This window comes from Myxococcota bacterium, assembly GCA_035498015.1.
Classification (GTDB): Bacteria; Myxococcota_A; UBA9160; order SZUA-336; family SZUA-336; genus VGRW01.
In genome coordinates, this window is sequence record DATKAO010000246.1 from 1 (window position 1) to 25,782 (window position 25,782).

General features: G+C 71.0%; 26 protein-coding genes. 11 read left to right on the forward strand and 15 right to left on the reverse strand.

Annotated elements, in window-relative coordinates:
* From VMR86_21805 to VMR86_21830, 6 genes are all read right to left on the reverse strand, one after another.
* A partial coding sequence (locus tag VMR86_21805; GenBank protein HTO09701.1) for an SDR family NAD(P)-dependent oxidoreductase occupies positions 1-155 on the reverse strand: 155 nt, incomplete at its 3' end.
* 20 nt (positions 156-175) lie between these two features.
* Positions 176-634: a VOC family protein gene (locus tag VMR86_21810; GenBank protein ID HTO09702.1), complete on the reverse strand. Its 459-nt coding sequence runs from the start codon at positions 632-634 to the stop codon at positions 176-178.
* Between the two features lie 4 nt (positions 635-638).
* Positions 639-992 carry an antibiotic biosynthesis monooxygenase gene (locus tag VMR86_21815; GenBank protein ID HTO09703.1) on the reverse strand — a complete coding sequence of 118 codons (354 nt, stop codon included), beginning with the start codon at positions 990-992 and terminating at the stop codon, positions 639-641.
* Between the two features lie 10 nt (positions 993-1,002).
* Positions 1,003-1,965 (reverse strand): TIGR03621 family F420-dependent LLM class oxidoreductase, encoded by a 963-nt coding sequence (locus VMR86_21820; protein ID HTO09704.1) that lies wholly within the window; start codon positions 1,963-1,965, stop codon positions 1,003-1,005.
* A gap of 8 nt (positions 1,966-1,973) precedes the next feature.
* Positions 1,974-2,567, reverse strand: coding sequence for a pyridoxamine 5'-phosphate oxidase family protein (locus VMR86_21825; GenBank protein HTO09705.1), 594 nt, complete (start codon positions 2,565-2,567; stop codon positions 1,974-1,976).
* A 10-nt stretch (positions 2,568-2,577) separates the two neighbouring features.
* Positions 2,578-3,906 carry a carotenoid oxygenase family protein gene (locus VMR86_21830; protein ID HTO09706.1) on the reverse strand — a complete coding sequence of 443 codons (1,329 nt, stop codon included), beginning with the start codon at positions 3,904-3,906 and terminating at the stop codon, positions 2,578-2,580.
* Positions 3,907-3,962: 56 nt separating this feature from the next.
* On the opposite strand from VMR86_21830, the gene VMR86_21835 reads away from it, so the two are divergent.
* Positions 3,963-4,616, forward strand: coding sequence for a TetR/AcrR family transcriptional regulator (locus tag VMR86_21835; GenBank protein ID HTO09707.1), 654 nt, complete (start codon positions 3,963-3,965; stop codon positions 4,614-4,616).
* Between the two features lie 20 nt (positions 4,617-4,636).
* On the opposite strand, the gene VMR86_21840 is transcribed toward VMR86_21835, so the two are convergent.
* Positions 4,637-5,890, reverse strand: a complete 1,254-nt coding sequence (locus VMR86_21840) for a cytochrome P450 (GenBank protein ID HTO09708.1) — start codon at positions 5,888-5,890, stop codon at positions 4,637-4,639.
* A gap of 50 nt (positions 5,891-5,940) precedes the next feature.
* Here VMR86_21840 and VMR86_21845 point away from each other — a divergent pair, with 50 nt between their 5' ends.
* Complete coding sequence (locus VMR86_21845; protein ID HTO09709.1) at positions 5,941-6,642, forward strand: TetR/AcrR family transcriptional regulator; 702 nt, start codon at positions 5,941-5,943, stop codon at positions 6,640-6,642.
* Positions 6,639-8,189 (forward strand): aromatic ring-hydroxylating dioxygenase subunit alpha, encoded by a 1,551-nt coding sequence (locus VMR86_21850; GenBank protein HTO09710.1) that lies wholly within the window; start codon positions 6,639-6,641, stop codon positions 8,187-8,189. The genes VMR86_21845 and VMR86_21850 overlap by 4 nt, the downstream gene beginning before the upstream one ends.
* On the opposite strand, the gene VMR86_21855 is transcribed toward VMR86_21850, so the two are convergent.
* Positions 8,182-8,811 (reverse strand): glutathione S-transferase family protein, encoded by a 630-nt coding sequence (locus VMR86_21855; GenBank protein ID HTO09711.1) that lies wholly within the window; start codon positions 8,809-8,811, stop codon positions 8,182-8,184. The genes VMR86_21850 and VMR86_21855 overlap by 8 nt on opposite strands.
* A gap of 373 nt (positions 8,812-9,184) precedes the next feature.
* The gene (locus VMR86_21860; GenBank protein ID HTO09712.1) at positions 9,185-10,042 is read right to left on the reverse strand and encodes an SDR family oxidoreductase; all 858 of its coding nucleotides are present in this window, start codon (positions 10,040-10,042) and stop codon (positions 9,185-9,187) included.
* Between the two features lie 89 nt (positions 10,043-10,131).
* Between VMR86_21860 and VMR86_21865 the strand changes: the two genes are divergently transcribed.
* The 3 genes from VMR86_21865 (at position 10,132) to VMR86_21875 (ending at position 14,364) form a co-directional block, all read left to right on the forward strand.
* A complete protein-coding gene (locus tag VMR86_21865) occupies positions 10,132-11,604 on the forward strand; it encodes a wax ester/triacylglycerol synthase family O-acyltransferase (GenBank protein HTO09713.1) in 1,473 nt (490 codons plus the stop codon).
* Between the two features lie 25 nt (positions 11,605-11,629).
* Positions 11,630-12,367, forward strand: coding sequence for an alpha/beta hydrolase (locus VMR86_21870; GenBank protein HTO09714.1), 738 nt, complete (start codon positions 11,630-11,632; stop codon positions 12,365-12,367).
* A 95-nt stretch (positions 12,368-12,462) separates the two neighbouring features.
* On the forward strand, positions 12,463-14,364 hold the full coding sequence (locus VMR86_21875) for an amylo-alpha-1,6-glucosidase (GenBank protein ID HTO09715.1): 1,902 nt from the start codon (positions 12,463-12,465) through the stop codon (positions 14,362-14,364).
* A 14-nt stretch (positions 14,365-14,378) separates the two neighbouring features.
* On the opposite strand, the gene VMR86_21880 is transcribed toward VMR86_21875, so the two are convergent.
* Positions 14,379-15,548 (reverse strand): CaiB/BaiF CoA-transferase family protein, encoded by a 1,170-nt coding sequence (locus VMR86_21880; protein ID HTO09716.1) that lies wholly within the window; start codon positions 15,546-15,548, stop codon positions 14,379-14,381.
* Positions 15,549-15,712: 164 nt separating this feature from the next.
* Here VMR86_21880 and VMR86_21885 point away from each other — a divergent pair, with 164 nt between their 5' ends.
* From VMR86_21885 to VMR86_21900, 4 genes are all read left to right on the forward strand, one after another.
* Positions 15,713-18,772, forward strand: a complete 3,060-nt coding sequence (locus VMR86_21885) for a hypothetical protein (GenBank protein HTO09717.1) — start codon at positions 15,713-15,715, stop codon at positions 18,770-18,772.
* An 81-nt stretch (positions 18,773-18,853) separates the two neighbouring features.
* Positions 18,854-19,261 (forward strand): hypothetical protein, encoded by a 408-nt coding sequence (locus tag VMR86_21890; protein HTO09718.1) that lies wholly within the window; start codon positions 18,854-18,856, stop codon positions 19,259-19,261.
* 17 nt (positions 19,262-19,278) lie between these two features.
* Positions 19,279-20,238 (forward strand): nitronate monooxygenase, encoded by a 960-nt coding sequence (locus tag VMR86_21895; protein ID HTO09719.1) that lies wholly within the window; start codon positions 19,279-19,281, stop codon positions 20,236-20,238.
* On the forward strand, positions 20,235-21,077 hold the full coding sequence (locus tag VMR86_21900) for a hypothetical protein (protein HTO09720.1): 843 nt from the start codon (positions 20,235-20,237) through the stop codon (positions 21,075-21,077). Before VMR86_21895 ends, VMR86_21900 begins: the two co-directional genes overlap by 4 nt.
* Before the next feature lie 61 nt (positions 21,078-21,138).
* Here VMR86_21900 and VMR86_21905 read toward each other — a convergent pair whose 3' ends face one another.
* The 5 genes from VMR86_21905 to VMR86_21925 all read right to left on the reverse strand — a co-directional run bounded on the left by VMR86_21905 (position 21,139) and on the right by VMR86_21925 (position 24,569).
* Complete coding sequence (locus VMR86_21905) at positions 21,139-21,552, reverse strand: hypothetical protein (protein ID HTO09721.1); 414 nt, start codon at positions 21,550-21,552, stop codon at positions 21,139-21,141.
* Positions 21,553-21,729: 177 nt separating this feature from the next.
* A complete protein-coding gene (locus VMR86_21910) occupies positions 21,730-22,962 on the reverse strand; it encodes a cytochrome P450 (GenBank protein ID HTO09722.1) in 1,233 nt (410 codons plus the stop codon).
* 49 nt (positions 22,963-23,011) lie between these two features.
* On the reverse strand, positions 23,012-23,623 hold the full coding sequence (locus VMR86_21915; protein ID HTO09723.1) for a helix-turn-helix domain-containing protein: 612 nt from the start codon (positions 23,621-23,623) through the stop codon (positions 23,012-23,014).
* Complete coding sequence (locus VMR86_21920; protein HTO09724.1) at positions 23,569-24,099, reverse strand: thioredoxin domain-containing protein; 531 nt, start codon at positions 24,097-24,099, stop codon at positions 23,569-23,571. Before VMR86_21920 ends, VMR86_21915 begins: the two co-directional genes overlap by 55 nt.
* Positions 24,096-24,569, reverse strand: a complete 474-nt coding sequence (locus VMR86_21925) for a redoxin domain-containing protein (protein ID HTO09725.1) — start codon at positions 24,567-24,569, stop codon at positions 24,096-24,098. The genes VMR86_21920 and VMR86_21925 overlap by 4 nt, the downstream gene beginning before the upstream one ends.
* A 97-nt stretch (positions 24,570-24,666) precedes the next feature.
* Between VMR86_21925 and VMR86_21930 the strand changes: the two genes are divergently transcribed.
* Positions 24,667-25,782: aldehyde dehydrogenase family protein (locus VMR86_21930; GenBank protein ID HTO09726.1), on the forward strand; the 1,116-nt coding region annotated here is incomplete at its 3' end.

Below are 25,782 nucleotides of genomic sequence, written 5' to 3' on the forward strand. Positions count from 1 at the left end.
ATCGCGTCGGCGCACTCACGGACGCCGGCCTCGTCGATGTCGGTCACGACGACGCGCGCGCCCTCGCGCGCGAGCGTCGTCGCGATCGCGCGCCCCAGGCCCGGGTTCGACGCGGCGCCGGTGACGATGGCCACCTTGCCCTGGACCCTGCTCATGTCGCCTCCTTGTCGCAGCGTCAGCCGAGCGGATTCTCCACCAGCTCGAGCACGGTGCCGTCGGGGTCTTTGAAGCAGACGAAGCGCGCGCGTGAGCCCGAGCTCGGCGCCAGCGACGCTGGCTGCGATAGAAACTGCACACCCGCCGCCGCGAGTCTCGCCATGTCGCCGTCGAGATCGTTGGAGGCGAGCGCGATGCGCGCGATCCCCAAGTGGTAGAGGTGAGGGTAAGGCCGGCTGTCGTCGCGCGGCTCCTTCCACTCCAGCAGGTCGATCACGAAGGGCGGATTCGCGCCTTCGAGCGCGATCAGCGCGCCCTTCACGCGGTAGGGCGGCATGGCGACGGCCGCCGCGACCTCGGGCGTGTTCGTCTCGGGCACGCGCCAGATCTCGCGGAAGCCGAGCCGCCCGTAGAACGCGAGCGAGCGGTCGTAGTCGCTGCAGTTCACGTTGACGTGTACGAGTCCAGTGACGGCCATGGACTCATCGCCTCTCGGTGAAGAAGTCGGCGCGCGGAGTGAAGGACGAGTCGTAGACCGGCTCGCGCAGGTCGACGCGGTACTTGTGGTTGTCGGCGCCGACGATGCCCACGCGGAACAGCGTGTCGCGCATGTTCAAGTAGTTCGGGTGCTTGAAGTGCGCGGCGAGGCAGGCCTCGTCCTGCCAGCACTCGTAGACGCAGATGCGATGAGACAGGCAAGGGTCGGGCGCGAAGACGTACGCGAGACAGCCCGGCTCCTCGTCGCGCGTCTTGGTCTGCAGCTCGCGCGCGACCTCGAGCGCGGCCTCGCGCCGGCTCGCGTCGGCAAAATCGATCGTGCCCGCGATGATGATCATCTTCGACATGCTATTTCCCCGCCAGGCGCGCGACCACCGGCGCGAACGGCTCGAGCGCGCTGTCTCCCACCGTGACGTAGCTGATCCCAAACTGTGCGCGGCGGCGCTCGAGCTCGTCGCACACCGCGTCGACGCTGCCGAACAGGCCGTGCGGATGGCGCAGCATCTCGTCCTGTGTGAGTCCCAACGCCTGGCCCATGCCCGCCGCAATCTTCTCCGCGCCCGGCTGCACGAACGTGAAGTACGCGCCGATCTCGAGCTCGAGCGACGCGAAGCGACTACCCGCCGCGGCTCGGATCCAGCCGATCTTCTCGTGCGTCGCCTCGGCAGTGCTCGAGCGCACGCCGTCGCGCCCGATCACGCCCGAGCGGTTGTTGAAGTTGAGGCTCACGATGTCCGCCTCGCGCGCCGCCAGCGAGAGCACGCGCCTTCCGCCGCCGCCCACCATCAGCGGCGGAAACGGCCGCTTCGGCGCGCCCGCGAAGCCGGTGAGTCGTATGTTCTTCCCCGAGACGTCGACCTCGTCACCGGAGAAGAGCGCGCGGAAGGCGCGGATCGTCTCCTCGAGCCGCGCGATGCGTGCGCCGGGTGGGTCGAGCACGATGCCGAGTGACTCGTACTCGGCTGCGAGCCAACCTGCGCCCAGGCCGAGCTCGAGGCGCCCGTCGGAGAGCAGGTCGATCGTCGCGGCCTGCTTCGCCAGCACGGCGGGGTGCTGGTAGTCGATGCAGAACACGCGGCAGCCAACCTTGAGTGACGTCGTCGCGTCGGCCGCGGCCATCATCGCGGGCACGGCGGCGAGCTCCTGGATCGGATGGCTGCTCTTCGCGATCGCGGGACCGGGGCCCAGGACGTGGTCGGCGAGGTGCAGCGCGGAGTAGCCCAGCGCCTCGGCGCGGCGGGCGCGCTCACGCCACTCTTTGCCCGAAGTGGCGCTGAACGACTGCACGGCGAAGCGGAACGGTCGGAGCATGGTCCCTCTCAGCGCGGCGGCAGCCCTCGGCGCGTGCGCTCGCGGTTCATGCGCTCTGCGTCGCTCGAGAGGCGGGCACCCAGGTCCTTCTCCTCGATCGAGCCCGACAGGTGCGCGTTCGCCTTCCTCGCGTTGTACATGATCTTCTTCTCGGGCGTGATCGCGAGGATCGTGCGCAGCGGTGAGTCGAGCAGCGAGTAGAAGAACTTCTCGCCCTCGGCGCTGGCCGGGAAGAGCTTCTGCGAGAGCGCGCGGTAGAACCAGTCCTTGGTCTCGTCGTCGTCGAAGAAGCTGGCGCGGCCTTTGAGCGTGAGCGCGCCGCGCGGCAGCGAGTGAGGTGCTCCCGGCGGATAGCCGGCGCTGCTCACGTTGACCGAGACGCGGTCGTCGCGGCGGATCGCCTGCGCGCGGTGGCGGTGCGCGGCGAACGTGAGCCAGATCTTCCCGTCGCGCCAGACGTACGCGTGAGTCACGCCGACGGGCCAGCCGTCCTTCGTCGCCCACATCAGCACGCACTCGTTCGAGTGAGTGAGCAGCGCATCGACCTCTTCGTCGCTGAACGGGTAGATCGAGACGATCTCGTGGTCGTGGGCTCGCGCCATCCGGAGAGACTCAGTCTGCGATCCAACTGCCGTGGAAGCCGTACGGGACGCGGCGCGGCAGGTGCACGCGCGCGATCGGCCCCTTCGCGAAGTTCTGCGCGTCGATCACGACCAGGTCACTGGCGTCTCGCGCAGCGTCGTAGACGAACGTCAGCACGTAGCCTTCATCCTCGCCGCGTCCAGCGCGCGCGAAGACCGGCTCGCCGGCGCCGTTGCCCTTGCCGCACTGCCAGACCTCGCTGTGTCCGCGCTCCAGGTCGTACTTCAGCAGGTGGCCGCCGAACTCGTCCATGCTGCCGAGCCCGGTCATGTAGCCGTAGCGGTGCTTCAGCCCGACGCACTCGTCGGCGACGCGCGGGAAGTCCGCCGCCCGATCGTCGAGCGGCTGCTCGCGAACCTTGCCCGCCTTGCGGTCGATCACCCAGCGGTGCAGCAGCGCTGGCGTGCCTTCGCCGTCGGCCGGGCTGAAGGCGAGCTTCTTGAAGCGCGCGACGTCGATCACGATGTCGTCGCCGTGCTCGTACGCGTTCATCGGATGGAACACGTAGCTGGGCTCGATCTCGTACCAGACGACGTCTTTGTCACTGCCGTTGCGCGGCATCACGCCGAGACGCGCGCCGTAGTCGTCGCTCCAGCGGATCGGGATGCCGCCGCGCTCGAGCAGCGAGAGGTCGAAGATCATCGGCAGATCCATGAACACCACGTAGTTCCGGGTCACGTTCCAGTCGTGCATCATCGTCGGGCCCTTGACGGTGATCTCCTCGCTCTGCACGAGCGTGCCGTCCGCCGCGACGCGGTGATACGTGAGATAGGGTGGAAGCGCGCCGTACCCGAAGAAGAGCAGCTCACCCGTGACTGGGCAGAGGCGCGGATGAGCGGTCATCGCGGTGCGCAGCTTCCCGCCGAAGTCGTGCGGTCCGACGGTGTCGAGCTCGGGAGACACGATCCACGGCAGATGCCCCTCTTCGAGCGCGAGAATCTTCCCGGCGTGCGCGACGACGTGGGTGTTCGCGAGCGACGCCGTCAGGTCGGTCGATCCGTCTGGATTGATCGCGGCCGCATTCGCGTCGTTGAACAGCGTCGTGCGCACGTAGCGGTTGCGATACCAGACCGCGCGGCCGTTCACGAGCCGCACGCCGTGGAGCATGCCGTTCCCGAGGAACCAGTGCGGCGACGTTCCGGATTGCGGATTCGCGCCGTTGCGGAAGAAGCGGCCGTTCAGCTGCTTCGGCAGCGCGCCCGTCACGGGCAGGTCGGTCAGCGTGATCTCGTCGAAGACCGGCGCGAAGTTGCCCTGCAAGTGAAAGGGCGTGGCGAACATCGAGGGGTCGGCGCTCATCGAATTCCTCTCCCTTGTAGCGAGCCCTGTTATCCTACCACGAGTAGGAAAAGCCAATGCAAAAGCGAGGACGCGCCCGCAAGCGCCGCCGCGGAGCGCTGCCAGCTGACCCGGTCTCGGGCGCGCGCCGCGGACGGCCGCCGCTGGTCGATCGCGAACGGCTGCTGGACGCGGCGGAACGCGCGATCCGCCGCCAAGGTCCCACGGTCTCGCTCGAGCAGATCGCAGCGAGAGCCGGAGTGACCAAGCCCGCCTTGTTCGCGCACGTCGGCGACCGGCGCGCCCTCGTGCATGCGCTCAGCGAGCGCCTGCTGACGCGCATCGAGTCCGAGATCCGGGCTGCGCTCGCCAGCGCGGTCGGAGGGCGCGACTCACTCGAACGGATGATCCGGGCGGAGCTCGAGACCATCGCCGCCGACCGTCATGTCTACGCCTTCGTGAACGGCGCGGGCGCGGGAGATACGACGCTCGCAAGCACGCTCGCCTTCGCGCGCCGGGCCGCGGAGCCGCTGATCGCGGGCATCGCGCTGGATCGCCAGAGCCGTGGTCTCGATCCGGCGCCGGCCGAGGCGTGGGGCCACGCGATCATCGGGATGCTGCACATGGCGGGCCTGTGGTGGATCCAGAAGCCCGCCGCCGAGCGCGATGCGCGGCGACTCGCGGCCCAGCTCACGGAGCTGCTTTGGGAAGGGCTCGCGCCCCGGCCGTGACTCGCGCCTCGGGAGCTGCGCTACGCGCCGCGCGCGTCGAGCTCGAGCCGGAGCTCGCCGAGCCCGCGCAAAAGGACGCTCGGCTTGTGGCGCGGCTCGGGGGCGCCCGGCACGAGCCGGAACGCCGCGAAGCGCTCGAACAGCGCGCGGAAGGCGACCGTGAGCTCGCGCCGCGCGAGCACCGCGCCCAGGCAGAAGTGGATGCCGTGACCGAACGCGAGGTGCTCGCCGGCGTTGGCGCGCGCCAGGTCGAAGCGGTCGGGCTCCGGGAAGCGTGACTCGTCGCGGTTCGCCGAGGCGAAGCGCAGCAGCACCATCGCGCCTTCCGGGATCGCCACGCCTCCGAGCTCGGTCGCGCGCTTCGTGCGCCGCCACATGGCGGCGGTCGGGGTCGAGAGCCGCAGCACCTCCTCCACGAGATTCGGCACGAGCGCGGGCTCGGCCTGCGCGCGCGCGAGCTGCTCGGGATGGCGCGCCAGCAGGAGCAGGCCCTCGGCCAGCGCCGAGGCCGTGGTCTCGTTTCCCGCCACGAGCAGCTGCTGCAGGATCGAGAGCATCTCGGGCACGTCGAGTGACCGCTCGCCCTCGAGCCGCGCGCGCACCAGGTCGGAGAGGATGTCCTCGCGCGGGGCGCGGCGCGCGTCCTCGATGCGCGCGGCGAAATACTGCTGGAACTCCACGATGCGGCGCACGGCGTCGCGCGCGTCCTCGCCTGCGGCCAGACCGGAGAGCTGCGCGGTGAAGCCGTCGGTCCAGCGCTTGAGCCGCGACAGGTCGGCGCGCGGCACGCCGAGCTGGTCGGCGATCACCGTGAGCGGCAGCGGCACCGCGAGCTGCGACAGCACCTCGCAGCGGCCCTCGCCCGCGAAGCCGTCGATCAGTGCCTGCGCCAGCTTCTCGATCTCGGGCTCGAGTGAGTCGACCCGGCGCGGCGCGAACGCCTTGTTCACCAGGCCCCGGAAGCGGCGCTGCTCGGGCGGGTCGGCGGTGAGCATGGTGTCGATCGGCGGGTAGGACTTCGCGGCCAGCTCCGCGAGCTCGGGGTCGCCCGACAGCGCGCCCGCCCCGGCGCCCATGGCGGGCGCGAAGCGGTTCGAGAAGGTCTCGAAGTCTCGGAGCGCCGCGAGCACGAGCTCGTAGCTGGCCACGTGGAAGATGCCGGTGAACGGGTCGCGGAACACCGGTGCCCGGGCGCGCAGCTCCGCGTACCAGGCCCAGGGGTCTTCGAGCAGCGCCGGGTCGAACGGGTGGGTGCGCGCGAGGTCGACGGGCATGCCGCGATCTTGAATGCATTCAAGGCCCTGAACAAGTTAAACTCGGGGCTATGGACCTGATCACGGAGCAGAGGCTGTGGCGGCGCCAGCGCATGCTCGACGCGGTGCGCGAGGCGGTGGCGGAGATCGGCTGGGCGGAGCTCACGGTGCGCGACCTCGCGCGCCGCTGCCGTGTCTCGGTCCCGACCCTCTACAACCAGTTCGGCGGCAAGGAAGGCCTGCTCACCGCGGCGGCCGAGGGTCACTTCCGCCAGGTGCTCGAGCGAGTCACCACGGAAGGGGGACCGCGCGGCTGGCGCCGCCTGCTGGCGCTGGCCGCGCGCTCCGCCGAGAACATGACTCGCCAGTCGGCCTACCACCGGTCACTGGTCGCCGCGTTCGGCGCCGCGCGCGAGACCGGGCCTGCGCAGGCTGCGCTCGTGCGCGACTTGACCGCGGCGTTCGCGGCCGAGCTCGAGTTCATGCGCGCGCAGGGCCAGCTCGCCGACTGGGTCGACCTCGGGCTGCTCGCGTCGCAGCTCACCGCCGCCTGTGTCTCGGCGTCGGCGGCGTGGGCGCGCGGCCACCTCTCCGACGGCGGCCTGCGCGCGTCCATGCCGCACTCGGTGGGCACGCTCGTGCTGGGCGTGGCCCGGGGCAGCGCACGGCGCGGGCTCGAAGGCGCGGCGCGGCGCGAGCAGGCGGCCCTGCTGGCCGAGAGCCAGAGTCCCAGGGCGCCCCGGCGTGCGCGGCGCGCGGCGGCCGCGTCGTGAAGCTCCGCCACCCGTTCACGCGCGCGCTCTACGAGACCACCGGCGAGGGCCTGGTGCGCGTGGACGACGGCGCCGGTCACGTCGGTCTGTTCCATCCCGACGGCCGCTGGCACTCGGGCGTGTTGCGCGAGGCGGACCCGCACCTGTTGGGCTGGGTCGGCGGACCGCTGCTCGGCGGCGGCGTGAGCCCGGCCGCGCGCGCCGAGCTCGAGTCACCCGAGCGGCCCGCGGCCGACCCGAAGGCGGTCTCCTACCAGGACCTGCTCGATCGCGATACGCGGCCCGTTCCAGAAGTCCTGCGCCGGCAAGCCCCGGCCGACCTGCCGCTCGTGCGCGTGCCGATCGAGCGCTACACCTCGCGCGCCTTTCACGAGCGTGAGGTCGAGAGACTCTGGCGGCGCGTCTGGCAGATGGCCTGCCGCGAGGAAGAGCTCGCCCTCGTCGGCGACCACGTGCTGTACGAGATCGCGGGTGACTCGCTGGTGATCCTGCGCTCCGCGCCCGGCGAGATCCGCGCCTTCCACAACTCCTGTCTCCACCGCGGGCGCGCGCTGCGCGACTGCGACGGCCGCGTGGGCGAGCTGCGCTGCCCGTTCCACGGCTGGACCTGGGGCCTCGACGGCCGGCTGCTGCGCGTCCCCGCGGCCTGGGACTTCCCGGAGCTCGAGCCCGCGCGCTTCCGCCTGCCCGAGGCGCGCGTGGGCACCTGGGGCGGGTTCGTGTTCGTGAACCTCGACCCCGCCTGCGCGCCGCTCGAGGAACACCTGGGCGACCTGTCGAGTCACTTCGCGCCCTGGCCGCTCGAGCGGCGCTACAAGGAGGCGCACGTCGCCAAGCGCCTGCCCTGCAACTGGAAGGTCGCGCAGGAGGCCTTCATGGAGGCCTACCACGTCGGCGGGACCCACCCGCAGCTCCTGCCGGGCATCGGCGACGTGAACTCGCAGTACGACGTCTGGGGCAACTTCTCGCGCGCGATCACCGCCAACATGACCCCGAGCCCGCTGCTCGGCTGGGCCGCCAGCGAGCAGGACATGCTCGACTCACTCTTCTCGCGCAGCCTCGACTCCGAGCCGGTGTTTCGCGTGCCGGCCGGCATGACTGCGCGCCAGACGCTCGCGGCCGCCGCGCGCGCCGGGCTGCAGGCCAGCGTGCCCAACGCCGAGAGTCTCTCCGACGCCGAGCTCGCCGACTCGTTCTACTACACGGTGTTTCCGAACTTCCATCCCTGGGGCGCGTACAACCGCATCGTCTACCGCTTCCGGCCCGACGGCGGTCCCGATCGCTGTCTCATGGAAGTCATCTATCTCGCGCCGTTCTCGGGCGAACGCCCCATGCCCGCGCCGGTCCACTTGCTGGCTGACGACGAAGACTGGACGTGCGCGCCCGAGCTCGGGTTCCTGACGCGCGTGTTCAACCAGGACACGTACAACCTGGGCCGGGTGCAACGCGGGCTACACGCCGCGCGACACACGCACGTGACCTTCGCGCGCTATCAGGAGACGAAGATCCGCCACTTCCACGCGCTGCTCGAGCGCTGGCTCACTTAGGCTTGGCGGCGGGTCCCGCGAGCTCCATCGCCCGCTGGTAGGCCGGACGCTTTTCGATCCGCTTCACGTAGGCCTGCGTGTTGGGCAGGTCGTCGATCTTGCGCCCGCCGAACAGCGGCAGCTCGGTCAGGTTGAAGGTCACCATGATGTCGGCGCAGGTGAAGTCGGGGCCCGCGAGATAGGGCACCGCGCCGAGCCTCTGCTCCAGGTGCCGGAAGTAGCCGCCTTCGCGCCGCTCGATGAAGCCCTTCACGCGCGCCGCGTCGGGGTCGGTGCGGCCCTGGCTCGCGAGCTTGGCGAAGAAGAGCCCCTGCACGTTGTTGTTGAAGTGCATCCAGTACAGGTAGTCGAAGTAGTTGGGCTGACTCGGGGTCACGGTGAGTCGCCCGCCGCCGTGCTTGTGACAGATGTACTCCAGGATCGCCGCCGACTCCGACAGCACGCGGCCATCGTCCTCGACCACCGGTGCGGTCGAAGCCGGGTGCAGCTTCACGTACTCGGCGGGCATGAGCCCGTCGGCGCCGCGGTTGTACCAGCGCATCTCGTAGGGGAGGCCGAGCTCCTCCATGAGCCACACGATGCGGTCGGACTGAGAGACCCCGAGGTGATGGATGACCAGCATGGACGGCAGTATATGATTCCGGAGCATGTCGCAGCGCGTCAGCGATGGGGAAGGCGATGCCGAGGTGCTGCTGCGCCTGGCCGAGGCCACGGCGCACGCGATCGGGATCGAGTTCTTCGGCACGCTGGTGCGCCATCTGTGTGCCGCGCTCGGCGCCCCCTACGCGTTCGTGGCCGAGTTCGCGGACTCGCCCTCGCGCGTGCGCTCACTGGCCTACTGCGCGAACGGCGAGCTGGAGCCGAGCTGCGCTCGAGCAGTGCAGCTGGCGCATCGAGGGGCCGCGGGGCGCGGCGCTCGTGCTCGGGCTGCACCCGAACACGCTGCGCAGCCGCATGAAGAAGCTCGGGCTGCGCCGCAGCTAGTGCGAAGTCACTCAGCGCCCGGGCAGCCCGGCCACCAGCCGCATCGCGAAGTCGGTGAGCTCGCGCGGGATGAACGGCTGGGTGGCGATGGTCGCGAGCGCGTCGAGCCCCACGATGTAGCGCTGGCGCGGGCGCCGGCTCTCGATCGCCGACACGATCGTGCGCGCGACCACGTCGGCCGACGGCGCGACCCGCTCGACCAGCTCGAGCATGCCGCGCATGCGCTCGTACGACTTCGCGTAGGGCGAGCCGCGCCGCCCGGCGAGTGACTCCGCGCGCTCGCGCGACTTGTCGCCGATCGACGTGCGGAAGAAGCCGGGCTCCACGATCACCACGCGCACGCCGAAGCCCGAAACCTCGACCCGCAGCACGTCCGACAGTGCCTCGAGGCCGAACTTCGAGGCGTGATACCAGCCGTTCAGCGGCAGCACCGAGGCGCGGCCCGCGACCGAAGACACCATCACGATCCGGCCGTCGCCGCGCCGGCGCATGCCCGGCAGCGCGCAGGCCGACACGACCGCCGGCGCCACGAGATTCACGTCGAGCTGCGCCTTCGCCTGCGCCGCGCTGACCTCTTCGACCGCGCCGGTCTCCGAGTAACCCGCGTTGTTCACGACCGCGTAGAAGTCCGGCAGGTCCTTCCAGGCGCCGACCACGGCCTCGTGGTCCGAGACGTCGAGCAGGAGCGGGTGCACGCGTCGCCCGAGCTTCCGCTCGCGCGCGGCGTCGCGCAGCGCGTCGGCCTTCGCCTCGCCGCGTACGGTGCCGTACACGGTCCAGTCGCGCTCCGCGAGCCGCAGGGCGCTGGCGAGGCCGATTCCCGAGTTGGCGCCGGTCACGAGCACGGGTCCGGGGCGCTGGGTCGTCATGGCGCGGTCTCCTCTTGTACTCTCTCCCTGCGGGGGCACGCGAGGTGGACGGAGCGTGGGTAGGGTGCCCACGCGACCAAAGGAACGCGATGCAACAGCTCACGGGCCTCGACGCAAGCTTCCTCTACATGGAGACCGGCGCGCAATTCGGGCACGTCGGCTCGCTCACGCTCTACGACCAGCGCGAGGCGCGCGAAGGCTCGCTGTACCGCGCGCTGCGCACGACGTTGCCGGAGCGGCTGCACCTTTTGCCGCCGTTCCGCCGGCGCATCGTCGAGGTGCCGTTCGGGCTGGACCACCCGTACTGGATCGAGGATCCGAACTTCGACCTCGACTTCCACATCCGCCACATCGCCGTGCCGCCGCCGGGCACGAACGAGCAGCTCGCCGAGCTGGTCGCGCACCTGCACGCGTTGCCGCTCGACCGCAGCCGCCCGCTCTGGCAGCTGTGGGTGATCGAGGGTCTCGAGAGCGGACAGGTCGCGCTCTACGTGAAGGTGCATCACTGCACGATCGACGGAGTGTCTGGCGTCGAGATGACTTCGACCTTGCTCGACCGCACGCGCGAGGGCGGACCCGTGGCGCCCGTGCGCGACCGGTGGCGGCCCGATCCGATTCCGCGCGACGTCGAGATGTTCGCGCGCGGGCTGTTCGGGCTCGCGCTGCAGCCGGGCAAGGCCGTGCGCTTCGGCATCCGCACGGCGCGCGACCTGCCGGGCATCGCGCCCATGCTCGCGCCCTTCGCCGACGCGCTCGGCCTGGGCCGGCTGCCCTGGCCGTTCGGCCCGCGCCAGAGTGACCAGGTCGACGCGCCCAAGCTGCCGCAGACCGCGGCGCCACACACGTCGTTCAACCGCTCGATCACGCCGCACCGCCGCTTCTCGTTCATCACGCTCTCGCTCGAGGACGCGCGCAAGGTGCGCAAGGCGTTCGGCACGACCTTGAACGACGTGGTCATGGCCATGTGCGCGGGCGCGCTGCGCCGCTATCTCGAGGAGCGCGGCGAGCTGCCCGACGAGACACTCATCGCGTCGGTGCCGGTCTCGGTGCGCTCGGAGTCCGAGAAGGCGACTTACTCGAACCGGGTGAGTGCCGTGATGGCGGAGCTCGCCACGGACGAGCCCGACCCGGTGAAGCGCCTGAAGCGCATCCACGAGTCGATGCGCTCCGCCAAGCAGATGCAGGAAGCGGTGCCCGCGACGCTGCTCCAGGACTTCACGCAGTTCGCGACCCCGGCGGTGTTCGCCCAAGCCGCGCGCATCGCGGCGCGCCTGCGCATCGCCGACCGCATGCGGCCGCCGTTCAACCTGATCATCTCCAACGTGCCCGGACCGCGCGAGCCGCTCTACTGTGGCGGCGCCCAGATGCGCACCTACTATCCCGTCTCCGCGGTGGCGGAGGGGCAGGGGCTGAACATCACCGTGCAGAGCTACATGGACCAGCTCGACTTCGGCGTGATCACGTGCCGCGAGCTGGTGTCGGACCCGTGGCGCATCTCGCGCTATCTGGGCGAGGCGCTGGAAGAGCTCGTGAAGCTGGCGGCAGTCGTTGCCCGGCAGTGAGCGCAGCGCCCCGAGCGCGGCGTCCGTGGCTCGACCGCTCGCGTTCCTCGCGCTCGAGGGCCAGCGCGCGTTCGCAGAGTGGCTGAGCTACTTCGGCACGGCGCGCCTGCTCGAGCGCGCGCCGCGCGGCGACGGCCACCCCGTGCTGGTGCTGCCCGGGTTCCTGGCCGGCGACGACTCGACCGGGATCCTGCGCCGCTATCTCCAGCGGCTCGGCTACGCGTCTCACCCGTGGCTGCTCGGCCGCAATCTCGGCGCGCCGCACTTCGTGCGCGAGAGACTGGTCGACCGCGCGGCGGAGCTCTACGCGCGCTACGAGCGCAAGCTCTCGATCGTGGGCTGGAGCCTGGGCGGGATCTACGCGCGCGAGCTCGCCAAGCTCCTGCCCAACCGCGTGCGCCAGGTGATCACCCTGGGCAGCCCGTTCGGCGACGTGGCCCGGCCGACCGCGCTGGCGCGCTTCTTCGAGTTCGCCTCGGGCCGCGACCTGGCCAGTGAGATGCCCGAGCGCGTCGAGCGCATCCGCGCCGCGCCGCCGGTTCCCTCGACCGCGATCTTCAGCAAGAGCGACGGCATCACGCACTGGCGCGTGTGCCGCGAGGCCGAGGGGCCGGGGCGCGACAACATCGAAGTCACCGGCAGTCACTGCGGGCTGGGCTGGAACCCGCTGGTGCTCTGGGCGATCGCCGACCGGCTGGCGCAGAAGGAAGACGACTGGCGCCCCTTCGAGCCGGACGGCTGGCTCGCCTACCTGTACCGCTGAGCTGCTAGCCGAGTCCCGGTGATCGCCGACGTGACGCAAGCCGTGTCGCTGCGCGATCCGGACGGACACGCGCTGCGCATCGAGGTGCGATCGAAATGACTGACCTCGACGAGCGAGAGTGGCTCGAGCCCGACGGCCTGGGCGGCTTCGCCTCGGGCACGGTGTGCGGGGTACGCACGCGGCGCTATCACGCGCTGCTGCTCGCGGCGACCACGCCGCCCACCGGGCGCATGGTGCTCGTGAACGGCCTCGAGGCCTGGGTCACGACACCGATCGGTGTCGCCGCGCTCTCCGCCCAGCGCTACGCGCCCGGCGTGGTGCATCCGGACGGCGCGGACCGGATCGCGGCCTTCGCGCACGAGCCCTGGCCCACGTGGCGCTTCCGGCTGCCCGGGGGGATCGAGCTGGAACAGGAGATCCTGGTGCGCCACGGCGCGCCGGCGGCGCTCGTCGCCTGGCGCCTCGTGACTCCTGCTGCGAGCGTGCGCCTGTCCGTGCGGCCGCTGCTCTCGGGCCGTGACTACCACGCGCTACAGCACGAGAACCCCGTCTTCGACTTCGCGCCGCGCACGCAGGACGGCGAGCGCCTGCGCTTCGCGCCCTACCCGGGCGTGCCCGAGATCGAGCTTCTGGCGAATGCGCGCTACGAGCACGCGCCCGAGTGGTACCGCCGCTTCGAGTACGGCCAGGAGCTCGCGCGCGGGCTCGACGGTCACGAAGACCTGGCTTCGCCCGGAGTGCTGCACTTCGACCTGTCCGCCGGGCGCGCGGTGCTCCTGCTCGCCAGCGCCGGCGCGCTCGAGGCTTCGCGCGGCGCGCTCGCGCACGCCGACGCGCTGCGCGCCGACGAGCGCAAGCGGCGCGAGGAGCTCGCCGCGCCGCTACGGCGCGCGGCCGACGCCTATCTCGTGCGGCGCGGCACCGGCCGGACAATCGTCGCCGGCTATCCCTGGTTCACCGACTGGGGCCGAGACACGTTCATCGCCCTGCGCGGCCTGTGTCTCGCGACGGGCCGGCTCGACGAGGCCGGACGGATCCTCGCCGAGTGGTCGGGCGCGGTCTCGCAGGGCATGCTGCCCAACCGCTTCCCCGACGCGGGCGAGGCGCCGGAATACAACGCCGTCGACGCCTCGCTCTGGTTCGTGGTGGCGGCGGGCGAGTATCTCCGGCGGCGCAGGCAGGCGCCCGAGCGCGAACGCCTGCAGGCCGCGATCGAGGCGATCCTCGCGGGCTACGCCCGCGGCACCCGCTTCGGCATCCGCGCCGACCGCGACGGCCTGCTGGCCGCGGGCGTTCCGGGCCAGCAGCTCACGTGGATGGACGCGCGCGTGGGCGACCGGGTCGTGACTCCGCGCATCGGCAAGCCGGTCGAGGTGCAGGCGCTGTGGCTGAACGCGCTCGCGATCGCCGCCGAATGGCGTCCGGCGCTGCGCGAGTCACTCGAGCGCGGCCGCGCCGCGTTCCAGGCCCGCTTCTGGAACGAGGCCGAGGGCGCGCTCTACGACGTGGTCGACGTGGACCACGTGGCCGGCAGCGTCGATCCGAGCTTCCGACCCAATCAGCTGTTCGCGGTGGGCGGCCTGCCGCTTGCCCTGCTCGAAGGGGAGCGCGCGCGGCGCCTGGTCGACGCCGTGGAGTCACGGCTGTGGACGCCGCTCGGCCCGCGCACGCTCGCGCCTGGCTCGCCGAGCTACGCGCCGCGCTTCGCGGGTGGCCCGAGCGAGCGCGACGCGGCCTATCACCAGGGGACCGCCTGGCCCTGGCTGGCGGGCGCGTTCGTCGAGGCGTGGCTGCGCGTGCGTGGGAACACGGCCGCGGCTCGGCGCGCCGCGCGCGAGCGTTTCCTGCCGCCGCTCGAGGCCGCACTCGGAGCGTTCGGGCTCGGTCACTTGCCCGAGGTCGCCGACGCCGAGGCGCCGCACCGGCCCGGCGGCTGTCCCTTCCAGGCCTGGTCACTGGGCGAGCTGATTCGCCTGCGAGAGGAGATCTTGTCGTGACTCGAACCTGCGAGTCAGCGCCGCGCGCTGCGCAGCTCGGCCAGCACCTCTTCGGTGTGCTCGCCGATCCCGGGCACCTTGCCGCGCGGAGTCACGTCGGCGCCGCTGAACAGCACGGGCGAGCCGACGCTCTTCTGTGTCCCGCCCTTGCCGTCGGGCACGTCGACGAACGCTCGGGCGGCGAGCGCCTGCCGGTCCTGGACCACGTCGGCCACGCTGTTCACGGGGGCCCACCACACGTCGGCGGCCTCGAAGCGCGGCAGCCAGGCGTCGAGCGGGCGCTTGGCGAACTGCTCGTCGAGGATGCGCAGCAAGTCGCGGCAGTTGGCGGCGCGCGCCTGCGGCGTGGCGAAGCGCGGATCGCCGATCAGTGACTCGAGCTCGAGCGCCTGCGCGAGCCGCGGCCAATGGCGCTCGGCCTCGACGCCCAGCAGCCACACCCAGCGGCCATCGCCCGTGCGGAACGAGGTGATGGTCGGCGATGGGCTCTCCTCGCGGCGCCCGACCGGAGTCACTGCGCCGAACGCGAGCTGCTGGGTCACGTCGAAGCCGATCGTGTAGATGCCGCTGCGCAGAAGACACGCGTCGACGAGCTGCCCCTTGCCGGTGCGCTCGCGGGCCAGGAGCGCGGCCAGCACGCCCGCGAGACAGTGGGCCGCGGTCGTGTGGTCGCCGAAGCCTGCGCGCGAGCCGGACGGATCCGCGCCGGCGGGGGCGAGGATCCAGCCGATTCCGGAACGCGACCAGAACGCGCCGATGTCGTAGGCGGCCTTGCCGGCGTCGGGTCCGTCCTGGCCGTAGCCAGTCACGTGCCCGTACACGAGCCGCGGGTTCTCGGCCGAGAGACTCGCGTAGTCGAAGCCGAGCCGTTCGAGTGCGTCGCTGCGGTAGTTGGTGATGAACACGTCGGCGCCCAGCACGAGCTGGCGCGCCGCGGCGCGCGCTTCGGGATCGGCCAGGTCGAGCACGACCGAGCGCTTGCCGCGGTTGTCGAGCTCGAAGCCCGGGCAGCCCGGCAGCTCCACGCCCGCGAGCGCGCGGTAGAACTGGCGCATCGGGTCACCGCGCGGCGGCTCGATCTTCACCACGTCGGCGCCCCAGTCCGCGAGCAGCCCGGCCGCGGCCGGGCCGGCCACCCAGAAACCCATCTCGACCACGCGCAGACCCTGCAGAAGCATCGGAATCTCCTCCGGCCTTCCCTGCGCGCATTGTACGAGGTCTCGCAGACCCGAGCGGCCGGGTCGCGAAGGGCAGCGCGCTGACTTCGATTCACTCGACCGTGCCGACACTTCTGCGTGTTCGCGGATCCGACCCGGGCGTATGATGCGGCGAGATAGAGGTGCCCATCATGCGACTGCGCGTCCTCGCGGTTGTCCCGGCTCTCTCGTTCGCCTTCGTCGGCTGCGGCGACGAACATGAGAACGCGCTAACGCCCGAGCCCGCGCCTGCAGCCTCGGCACCCGCCGCCGCGCCGGCCAGCGTCGAAGCCTCCCAGGCCGCGCCGCGCTTCGACCTGAAGCAGGTCGTGGAGCGTGCCCGAAGCTCCTTCCGGCGCGAAGGCACCGCGCTCGTGGGCGGGCGTGCCAGCTACGCGGTGAGCGCGTCGGAGGGCCGGGTCAGCATCCGGCCGATGACTCGTGAGTCGCGCTCGAACGCGCGCCGCCGGCCCCACGAGCCTGCGGCGCTGCACCGGCCGCAGCCGGTCGTCGGTGCGGCGCTCGAGCTCGAGACCGTCGCCGCCGGCCGGCGCGGCGGGTCGCTGGAGCTCGGTGCCCGACCCGAGGTCACCGCCGACGGCGCCGTCGAGCTCGCGGCTCGTGACGTCGTCGAGCGCCTCGAAAGCCGCGACCAGGGGCTCGAGCTGAGCTTCCGCTTCGCGGCGCGGCCGCGCGGCACCGGTGACTTGGAGCTGCGCGTGCGCGCCTCGGGGCTCGAGCCCGCGGGAGAGACTCCGAGCGGCTTCCACTTCCGCGACCCGGGCACGGGGCTGGGCCTGCGCATCGGGGTGGCGACCTGGGTCGACGCGAACGGGGAGCGCACGCCGGTCGCGGAGCGCTTCGACGGGAACGAGCTCACGCTAGTGGTGAGTGCCGACACGCTCGAGCGCTCGAGCTTCCCGGCCACGCTCGACCCGGTGATCGGGCCGGAGCGCGGGGTCGACACACCCGTGACCGGTCCCGCGTCGGCAGATCAGAGCGCTCCCACCGTCGCGTACAGCGGAGGCAGCTATCTCGCGGTCTGGACCGATGATCGCTCGGGCCTGAATACCCAGGTGTTCGCCACGCGCATCAGCTCCGCGGGCGCGGTTCTGGATCCCAAGGGCATCGCCGTCACCGCGCTGGGCCAATACGGCTACGGGCCTGGAGTGACCTGGGACGGCACCAACTTCCTGGTGGCCTGGGTGAGCGGCGACGATGCGCTGATCTACGGGCGGCGCGTCGCGACGACGGGCGCGCTGGTCGACACCGCGCCCTTCGCCATCCAGAGTGCCGCGAGCGGCGCCGACGGGAGCACCGGAGTGTCGATCGCCAGCGCCGGCGCGACCGCGCTCGTGGTCTGGGAGGACTTCCGCTCGGGAGCGGGCTCCGACATCTTCGGCGCGCGAGTCACCGGCTCGACCTCGCTCGATCCGAACGGCATTCCCATCTCTACGGCCACCAACGACCAGGACGCGCCCGCCGTCGCCTACAACGGCACGAGCTGGCAAGTGGTTTGGGAAGACTTCCGATCGGGGAGCCAGTACGACGTGTACGGCAGCCGAGTCAGCACCGCCGGCGCGGTGCTCGACTCGGCGAGCACGGGGATCGCGATCTCCGCAGGCGCTTCCGACGAGAACCGGCCGAAGGTGGCCTCGAATGGCTCGGCCAGCCTCGTGGTCTGGGAAGACCAACGCAACTCGGCGACCGCGGGCACCCAGGTCTTCGCTGCGCGAGTCAGTGCTGCAGGGGCCGTGCTCGATCCGGCCGGCCTCCAGCTCAGCACCGCGACGAACGGGCAGTACAACCCCGGTGTGGCGTACGACGGCACGAGCTACACCGTGGCATGGCTCGACGGCGCCGGCGGCTTCACCGGCAATCGAGTCAGTGCCGCAGGCGCCCTGCTGAACGGCGCCTCGGGCGCGGCACTCACCGGGTCGCCTGGCGCCGGGATCTTTGCCGGGGACCTCGGCGTGTTTGCGGCGGGATCCGCGACCTACATCGCCTGGGACCAGACTTCCGGCGGCGCCTCCAACTACGACGCCTACGGCTCACGGCTCTCCACGACACTCGCGCTGCTCGACGCGCCGGGGCTGTTGCTCTCGAGCGGGGCGAACGGCGAGAAAGAAGTCGGCATCGCAGCCGGCGGCGAGGGTCAATGGCTCGTGGTCTGGCACGACGACCGCAACAACGTGGACGGCATCTATGCTGCCCGCCTCGACGCCCAGGGCAACTCACTCGATTCCTCGGGCATCTTGCTGTCCGCCGGCGCGTTCTTCCCGGATAGCCCCTCGGTGGGTTGGAACGGCGCGAACTATCTCGTGGTCTGGCACGACCAGCGCGGCGGCGTGTACGGCACGCGCGTGAACCCGGTCACGGGAGCGGTGCTCGACCCCGCGGGTCTGCCGCTCTTCACGGGCGGAGGGATCTCGCCGTTCATGACGAACGTGACTTCGGACGGCGCCAACTGGCTCGTGTCGTGGTCGGACTTCCGCTCGGTCGGGCGGGGGATCTACGCGGGCCGAGTGAGTCCCGCTGGCGCGACGCTCGACCCCGGAGGCATCGCCGTGCGGACCGGCGTATACACCGACCCGCCGCGCACGGCCTTCGGCGGCGGCAACTACCTCGTGGTCTGGCTCGAGTATCAGGCAGGTGGAGGCAACAACCTGTTCGGAGTTCGACTCAGCCGCGCAGGTGTCAAGCTCGACGCCACCCCGATCGAAGTCACCACCGGAACCACGAACAGCATCCAGAACGGCGGCGACTGGAGCGTCGCCTGGGTGAGTCCGAGCTTCATGATCGTGTACAGCAACCACGGGATCATCCAGCGGGCGCGCGTGAATCCCGCCACCGGCGCGGTGCTCGATACGGGCGTCGCGCTGACCAGCGTGTGTTGCTCGTACGCGCCGACGGTCGCGCTCGACGGCAGCACCGCGCTTGTGATCTACGAAGCCCAGGTCGGAAACGACTACCAGCTGCGCGGCACCCGACTCACTCCCGCGGGCGTGGATCTCGATGCCACCGACTTCACGGTGGCGAGCGGCAGCGGCATTGCCTTCGACATCCCGGGCCTGGCGGGCAGCCCCGAAGGCACGATGCTGGCCTTCGGCAGATACGACGCCACGACCGGCATCACCTCCATGCGCCTGCGCGTGCAGCAGGTCTCCTCGGTGCCCGTCTTTCCGCTGATCCAATCTCCCCCGACGCCCTGATCCGTGCTGCGCCAGCCGCCGAGGCTTGCCCCGCGAGACTCGGCGCGCTAACGAGTCGACTCTCTCGAGAGGAGTGAGTCGATGGTGCGGGTTCCCTGGCGAGAGTGTCTCGCTGCGCTGTCACTGGGCGGGTGTGTGCTCGCCTGGCAGCCGACGGACACTCCCGGCGCGAAGGCCGAAAAGCTCGCCGCGCGCATCCCGCTCGGCATCGTGTCACTGGGGGCGTCCGAGCTCATCATCGCCCGCGAGACCGCGCGCGAGGCCGAGTGGCAGGCCGAGGCGGCGAAGGCCAAGCGCCGCGAGGAGCTCAACCAGGAGGCCGAGCGCTGGAAGGAGGCCGCGGTGGCGGCCGTGAAGGCCAAGGACGAGCCCGCCCGTCAGCTCGCGCTGACCTTCTTCGAGGCCGCCCGCGCGGACCTGGCCGCGCTCGACGCGCCGCAGCCGCCCCTGCGCGACGCGGCCGCCGCGGCGCCCCGAGCCCAGAAGTAACCTGATACCATCCGCGGATGCCGGAACCCCGCAAGTTCGACAACCGCGTGACTCGCATGCTCGGGGTCGAGATCCCGATCGTGCAGGCGCCCATGGGCTGGATCGCGCGCTCGCAGCTCGCGTCGGCGGTGTCGAACGCCGGCGGCCTGGGCATCATCGAGACTTCGTCGGGTGAGCTCGACGCCATCCGCGAAGAGGTGCGCAAGATGCGCACGCTCACCGACAAGCCGTTCGGCGTGAACATCGCGCAGGCGTTCGTGCGCGACCCGAACATCGTGAAGTTCGTGGTCGACCAGGGCGTGAAGTTCGTGACCACCTCCGCCGGCAGCCCCGAGCGTTACACCAAGGAGCTGAAGGCCGGCGGACTCACCGTGTTCCACGTCGTGCCGAGCCTCAAGGCGGCGCTGAAGGCCGTGGAGGCTGGCGTCGACGGGCTGATCGTCGAAGGCGGGGAGGGCGGCGGCTTCAAGAACCCGCGCGAGGTCGCGTCGATGGTGCTCCTGCCGCTGGTGCGCTCGCGCGTGCCGGTGCCGATCGTGGCGGCGGGCGGCTTCGTCGACGGCGCCACCATGGCCGCTGCCTTCGCGCTCGGCGCCGAGGGCGTCCAGCTGGGCACGCGCATGGTCTCGTCTGCCGAGTCACCCGTGCACCCGAACTGGAAGGACGCGATCGTGCGCGCCGAGGAGACCGACACGGTCTTCTTGAACCGCTTCCACTCACCCGCTCTGCGCGCGCTGCGCACCGAGCGCAGCACCCGGCTCGAGAAGGAGCTGGAGAAGAACGTCTTCGGCGAGTTCGGCTCGGCGCGCGACCTGTATTTCGGCGGTGACATGGAGGCCGCCATCGCGCTCACCGGCCAGGTGTGCGGCCGGATCGACGCCGTGAAGCCCGTGAAGCAGATCGTCGAGGACATCCGCCGCGAGTTCTTCGACGTGGTCGAGGCGCTGCACCGGAGCTACGGGGCGAGCCCGAGATGACGGGGCCGCGCATCGCGCTCGCCGCGCTGTGGCTCTCGGCGGCAGTCACGGCGCGCGCAGCCGAGACTCAGTGGCGCTTCGACGGCACGGTCGACTCGGTCTACGGCCCGTGGAGTCAGCTCATCTCCGCCGGCGCGCCGATCCGCGGACTGTTCGTGCTCGACCGCAGCGTGTCCTACGTGCAGCAGGGCGATCCGTGCACGGACGGAGCGGCGACCCGCAGCTTCTTCGCCCTGCGCGCGGCGCAGTTCAGCGTGGCCGGAGTGAGTGGCTCGGCGACCACGGGCGTCCCGCCCGGAGTCGACTGCGCGCCCGACGGCGCCTGCTCCGTCGTGGTGAACCTGCAGAACGAGCTGGATCCGCCGGGTTGCCGGGTCTCGGTCTATGAAGTCGACTTCGACGTGAGCCCGCTGGCCTCCGCGCAGCTCGGCCCGGTGTCGCTGACGTTCTTCCTGGCCCCGGCGCTCTCTCCGCCTGCGTTCTACGCCACGATTCCCGATCCGCCCTGGGCGATCGCGACCGGCACGTCGGCGATGATCCAGAGCGCGCAGGGCGAGATCGTGATCGCCGTGAGCTCGCTCACGCGCGACCAGGTGTGCGGAGACATCGACCTCGACCTGGACGTCGACGCCACCGACCTCGCGCTGCTGCGCGCGGCGCTGGCGAACCCCGCCGGCGCGCCGCTCCCGCCGGGCGGCGCCGCGCGCTGCTCGGTGATCGGCGGGGCAACCGATTGCGACGTGGTGGACGTCGCGGTGCTGAAGCGCGCGCTCTCACCCGGACCGCCCGCGCTCCCGCCGGGAGTGCAGCAGGTCTGCGCGGCGATGAACGGAGGCTAGCTGGGCTTCGGCTGGCGCCACTGCACGCGGAACCGGATGGAGTCCCAAGGCTCTCGCTCGCTCACGAGCGTACAGGCCGGCCGATGGCCTGGGAGGTCATCGTCTCCAGGAATCCGCAGTTGCGCCAGCGCAGTGAGTCGGGGTAGTCACCGGCGCCGGAGATCCGGATCACGAACGAGCCGGCTCGGGCGTCGAACGACTCGAGCTCCCAGCTCGTGAAGCTGTACAGCGCCTTGGCGAGCGTGAGCAGCGTGCGCACGAAGGCCGCGTCGGGCTCGGAGCCCGCCTGGCGGTCCATCTGCTTGTACATCCCTTGCCGCGCCAGCGCCGCAGTGCCCTCGCGTCCCAGCTCGACGAGATACTCGGTCTGCCCGCCGCCCGCGCGCTTCATCATGAGCGTGAGCACGCGGTCGTAGATCCGGACGGGATACCAGGCCGACGCGGCAACGCGGTCCCGCTGGACGCCGCGCTGCATCAGCTCGCGGAGCTGCCCCAGTGGATCAGGCGGAAGCCGACCCCGGCGAAGCTGGTGGCGACGAAGATGCCGAGCGCGATGCGCGAGATGCGGTAGGCGGCCGGGTCGGCGCGCACCTGCTCAGGAATGAACAGGTGCGCGAAGCGGAGCCAGAGATTGGCGAAGGCCGCGGGAGTCTTAGCCGCGCAGCCGGTAGCGGATCGGCACGCGCTTGGGCGCGCCCACGAACGTCGCCGCCGTGTACTCCGTGGGGCCGGTGAGCTCGATCGACTCGAGCCGGGGCAGGAGCTCGCGGAAGAACGCCGCCAGCTCGAGCCGCGCGAGGTTCGCGCCCAGACAGAAGTGCACTCCCGTGCCGAACGCCAGGTGACTCGCCGCGTTCTCGCGCGTGACGTCGAAACGGAACGGCTCGTCGAACACGTCTTCGTCGCGGTTCGCCGAGAGATACGACATGAGCAGCGCGTCGCCCTTGGCGATCGACTTGCCGCGCAGCACGTAGTCCGCCTGCGCGTAGCGCAGGAAGTGCCGCACGGGAGTCACCCAGCGGATCATCTCCTCGACCGCGTTGTCGATCCCGGCAGGGTCGCGCTGCAGGGCCCGGAGCTGCTCGGGGCTGCGGATCAGCGCCTCGAGGCCGCCCGCGAGCGTGCTCGAAGTGGTGTCGTGACCCGCCGTGGCGACGATGATGTAGTAGCCGAGTGTCTCGAGGTCGGGCAGCGGCGCGCCGTCGACGCGCCCGTTCGCGATCACCGAAGCCAGGTCCTCGCCCGGCTGCGCGCGCCGGTCGGCGGTCATGCGCTGGAAGTAGCCGACCAGCTGCATGATCACGGCCATGCGTTTCTCGGGCTCGGCGCCCACGCCGAAGTCGGGGTCGTCGGCGCCGAACAGCTTCTGCGTGAGATCGAGCATGAGCGGCTCGTCGGCCTCGGGCACCCCGAGCACGCTCATGATCACCTGCAGCGGGTAGTAGCGCGCGACGTCGAGCGCGAAGTCACAGGCGCTGCCGAGCTGCGCCATGCGGTCGACGTACTTCTTCGCCAGCTCGCGTACGCGCGGCTCGAGCGTGCGTCTCAGCGCGCCCGGCTTGAACCAGTCGTTGGTCAGGTTGCGATAGCCGCGGTGCTGCGCGCCGTCCATGTGGATCAGCGTCTTGAACGGGATCTGCTGCCCGCCGTGCTCGGGCTTCATGTGCCGCGGCGCGAGCACCGAGTCGATCGTGTTCAGGAACAGCTCGGGCTGGCGCTCGATCTCGAGCACGTCGGCGTGTCGGGTCACTGCCCAGAACGGGTCGTAGCCCTCGGCCTCGATGCGCGCGACCGGGTTCTCGCGGCGCAGCCGCGCCGCCTGCGCGTGCCAGCGCTCCGAGTCGGGATAGGCCTGGGGATCGGTGAAGATCGTGACGTCGGACATGTCCGCTCCCATCGGCACGAAGGCTACCATACCCCAAGGTATGGTCCGCTCAGCGGCGCGGCGTCGAGGCGTCGACCCAGCGCCGGTACTCGGCCACGAGCGCTGCGAAGCGGCGCGGGGTCATGCGCGGCTCGAGCTGTTGCGACCCGACGGCGATTACGAGCGCGATGCCCGCCAGTCGCGACGCGCGTTCCGCGGGCATGCCGAGCTCGCGAAACGTACTGGCCAGGCCGCGCTCGCGCCGCGCGTCGACGCGGCGCTGGCTCGCGGCCGCGTACGCATCGGAGCGCGACAGCTGCCGGATCGCGCGGTCGACCTGCTGCTGCCGGAGCGCATTCTTCTGGATCAGCGCCACGCGCGCGCGCGGAGACACCCCGAGGATCCAGCTGCGCAGCCGCGCGTTGTAGTCGCGCTCCCAGTAGCGCAGGAGCTGGCGCACGAAGTCGGTCCGGCCGCGGAAGTGGTGGTAGAACGAGCCCTTGGTCACGCGCAGGCGCGCGCACAGGTTCGCGATCGTGACCGCCTCCGCCCCCCGCTCCGCGAGCAGCCCGAGCCCCGCGTCACAGTAGTCCTCGCGGCTGCGAGCCCCGCCGTTGCGCGAGGTCTTCAGCGCTTCTCGCTCGCCCGGCGCAGCGCCTCGTAGAGTGAGTCCTCGTCCCAGCTCTCGTCGAAGCGCGTGCCGTCGATGAAGAAGGTCGGGGTGCCGTTCACGCCGCTGCGCACGCCGGAGGCGAAGTCACTGCGCACGCGCTCGGCGATCGCGTCGGCGTCGAGGTCGCGCGCGAAGCGCGTGGTGTCCAGTCCGACCTGCTTGGCATAGCGCTTGAGATCGTCGGTCTCGAGCGCGCGCTGGTGCTCGAACAGGCGGTCGTGCATGGGCCAGAACTCGTTCTGCAGGCCCGCGGCCTCGGCGGCTTGCGCGGCCCGTACGGCGTGCGGGTGCATCTCGCCCAGCGGGAAGTTGCGGAACACGAAGCGCACGCTCTTGCCCAGCCGCTTCAGCACCTGCTTCACGATCGGGTGCGCGTGACCGCAGTGCGGGCACTCGTAGTCGCCGTACTCGACCAGGGTGACGGGCGCGTCGGCGCTGCCCTGCGCGTGGTCTTCGGGTCCGACGGGCGGTCGCAGCTTGCTCACTTCGTGACTCCCAGCTTGTCGAGCGCGTCGAAGATGCCGTCCGCGCCCGGATTCACTGCGATCGGCGACAGGTAGCTCCAGGCGATGCGCCCGGCGGCGTCGACCACGAACAGCGCGCGCTCGCAAAAACCGTCCGCGTCGCGGTACACGCCGTACAGCCGCGCGACCGCGCCCTTGGGCTCGAAGTCGGCGAGCAGCGGGAAGTGGAGCTTGCGGTTCTCCGCGAAAGCCGCGTGACACCACACGCCGTCGACCGAGATCCCCAACACCTGCGCACCGTAGCGCGCGAACTCGCCGCGCATCTCGTTGTAGAGCGCAACCTGGTCGCCGCACACCGGGCTCCAGTCGGCCGGATAGAACACCAGGACCACGGGCCTGCCGCGAAACTCGTGCAGCGAGAGCTTCTGCTTCGGGGTGCTGTCCAGGGTGAAGTCGGGGGCGGCTGCGCCGGCGGCGAGGGGCTGACTCATGGCCCGATTCTAGACCCTGCCCACCCTCTGCGCGCGCGCGCCCGACCCGGTACACTCTCGAACCGCATTCACCCCAAACCGCTCCACGGAGGACTCCATGCAAGACCACCTGAACTTCTACATCGACGGGGCCTGGGTCCCGCCGGTCAAGCCGGGAAACACCCGGGAGGTCGTGAACCCCGCGACCGAGAAGCCGATCGCGCGCATCTCGATGGGCAGCGCCGAAGACGTCGACAAGGCGGTGAAGGCCGCCCGCCGCGCGTTCGAGAGCTACTCGCGCACCACGCGTGAGGAGCGCATCGCCCTCATGCAGAAGATCATGGCCGCCTACCAGGCGAAATACGACGAGATGGCGAAGACCATCTCGAGCGAGATGGGCGCGCCGATCTGGCTCTCGAAGGCCGCACAGGCCGCGATGTTCCTGGCCCACTTCGGGCAGGCCATCGAGGTGCTGAAGAGCTTCGAGTTCGAGGAGAAGCGCGGCAAGACGCAGATCCTGCGCGAGCCCGTCGGAGTGTGCGGGCTGATCACGCCTTGGAACTGGCCCATCAACCAGATCGCCTGCAAGATCGCGCCGGCGCTGGCGGCGGGCTGCACGATCGTGCTGAAGCCGACCGAGGTCGCGCCGCTGAACGCCATCCTGCTCGCGCAGATCCTGCACGAGGCGGGCGTGCCCAAGGGCGTGTTCAACCTGGTGAACGGCGACGGCCCGACCGTGGGCGCCGCGATGTCGAGTCACCCGGGCATCGACATGATGTCGTTCACCGGCTCGACCCGCGCGGGCGTCCAGGTCGCGATCAACGCGGCACCGACCGTGAAGCGCGTGACTCAGGAGCTCGGCGGCAAGTCGGCGAACATCCTGCTCGACGACGCCGACTTCGCGACCGCGGTCGCGGGCGGCGTGCAGAACTGCTTCATGAACAGCGGTCAGTCGTGCAACGCGCCGACCCGCATGCTCGTGCCGCAGTCACGCCACGCCGAGGCGCTGCAGATCGCCAAGGCCACGGCCGAGAGCATCAAGGTCGGCGACCCGTTCGCGGGCGGCAACGGCCTGAACCTCGGACCGGTGGTGAGCAAGGTCCAGTTCGACAAGATCCAGGGCCTGATCCAGAAGGGCATCGACGAGGGCGCCACGCTCGTGACCGGCGGCGTGGGCCGGCCCGAGGGCCTGAAGGAGGGCTACTACGTGAAGCCCACCGTGTTCGGCAACGTG

Bases quoted from the DNA above. Each gene is read 5' to 3' on its own strand.
- VMR86_21810 (HTO09702.1), bottom strand. From the start codon at position 634: ATGGCCGTCACTGGACTCGTACACGTCAACGTGAACTGCAGCGACTAC.
- VMR86_21815 (HTO09703.1), bottom strand. From the start codon at position 992: ATGATCATCATCGCGGGCACGATCGATTTTGCCGACGCGAGCCGGCGC.
- VMR86_21820 (HTO09704.1), bottom strand. From the start codon at position 1,965: ATGCTCCGACCGTTCCGCTTCGCCGTGCAGTCGTTCAGCGCCACTTCG.
- VMR86_21825 (HTO09705.1), bottom strand. From the start codon at position 2,567: ATGGCGCGAGCCCACGACCACGAGATCGTCTCGATCTACCCGTTCAGC.
- VMR86_21830 (HTO09706.1), bottom strand. From the start codon at position 3,906: ATGAGCGCCGACCCCTCGATGTTCGCCACGCCCTTTCACTTGCAGGGC.
- VMR86_21835 (HTO09707.1), top strand. From the start codon at position 3,963: ATGCAAAAGCGAGGACGCGCCCGCAAGCGCCGCCGCGGAGCGCTGCCA.
- VMR86_21840 (HTO09708.1), bottom strand. From the start codon at position 5,890: ATGCCCGTCGACCTCGCGCGCACCCACCCGTTCGACCCGGCGCTGCTC.
- VMR86_21845 (HTO09709.1), top strand. From the start codon at position 5,941: ATGGACCTGATCACGGAGCAGAGGCTGTGGCGGCGCCAGCGCATGCTC.
- VMR86_21855 (HTO09711.1), bottom strand. From the start codon at position 8,811: ATGCTGGTCATCCATCACCTCGGGGTCTCTCAGTCCGACCGCATCGTG.
- VMR86_21860 (HTO09712.1), bottom strand. From the start codon at position 10,042: ATGACGACCCAGCGCCCCGGACCCGTGCTCGTGACCGGCGCCAACTCG.
- VMR86_21865 (HTO09713.1), top strand. From the start codon at position 10,132: ATGCAACAGCTCACGGGCCTCGACGCAAGCTTCCTCTACATGGAGACC.
- VMR86_21875 (HTO09715.1), top strand. From the start codon at position 12,463: ATGACTGACCTCGACGAGCGAGAGTGGCTCGAGCCCGACGGCCTGGGC.
- VMR86_21885 (HTO09717.1), top strand. From the start codon at position 15,713: ATGCGACTGCGCGTCCTCGCGGTTGTCCCGGCTCTCTCGTTCGCCTTC.
- VMR86_21890 (HTO09718.1), top strand. From the start codon at position 18,854: ATGGTGCGGGTTCCCTGGCGAGAGTGTCTCGCTGCGCTGTCACTGGGC.
- VMR86_21895 (HTO09719.1), top strand. From the start codon at position 19,279: ATGCCGGAACCCCGCAAGTTCGACAACCGCGTGACTCGCATGCTCGGG.
- VMR86_21900 (HTO09720.1), top strand. From the start codon at position 20,235: ATGACGGGGCCGCGCATCGCGCTCGCCGCGCTGTGGCTCTCGGCGGCA.
- VMR86_21905 (HTO09721.1), bottom strand. From the start codon at position 21,552: ATGCAGCGCGGCGTCCAGCGGGACCGCGTTGCCGCGTCGGCCTGGTAT.
- VMR86_21910 (HTO09722.1), bottom strand. From the start codon at position 22,962: ATGTCCGACGTCACGATCTTCACCGATCCCCAGGCCTATCCCGACTCG.
- VMR86_21925 (HTO09725.1), bottom strand. From the start codon at position 24,569: ATGAGTCAGCCCCTCGCCGCCGGCGCAGCCGCCCCCGACTTCACCCTG.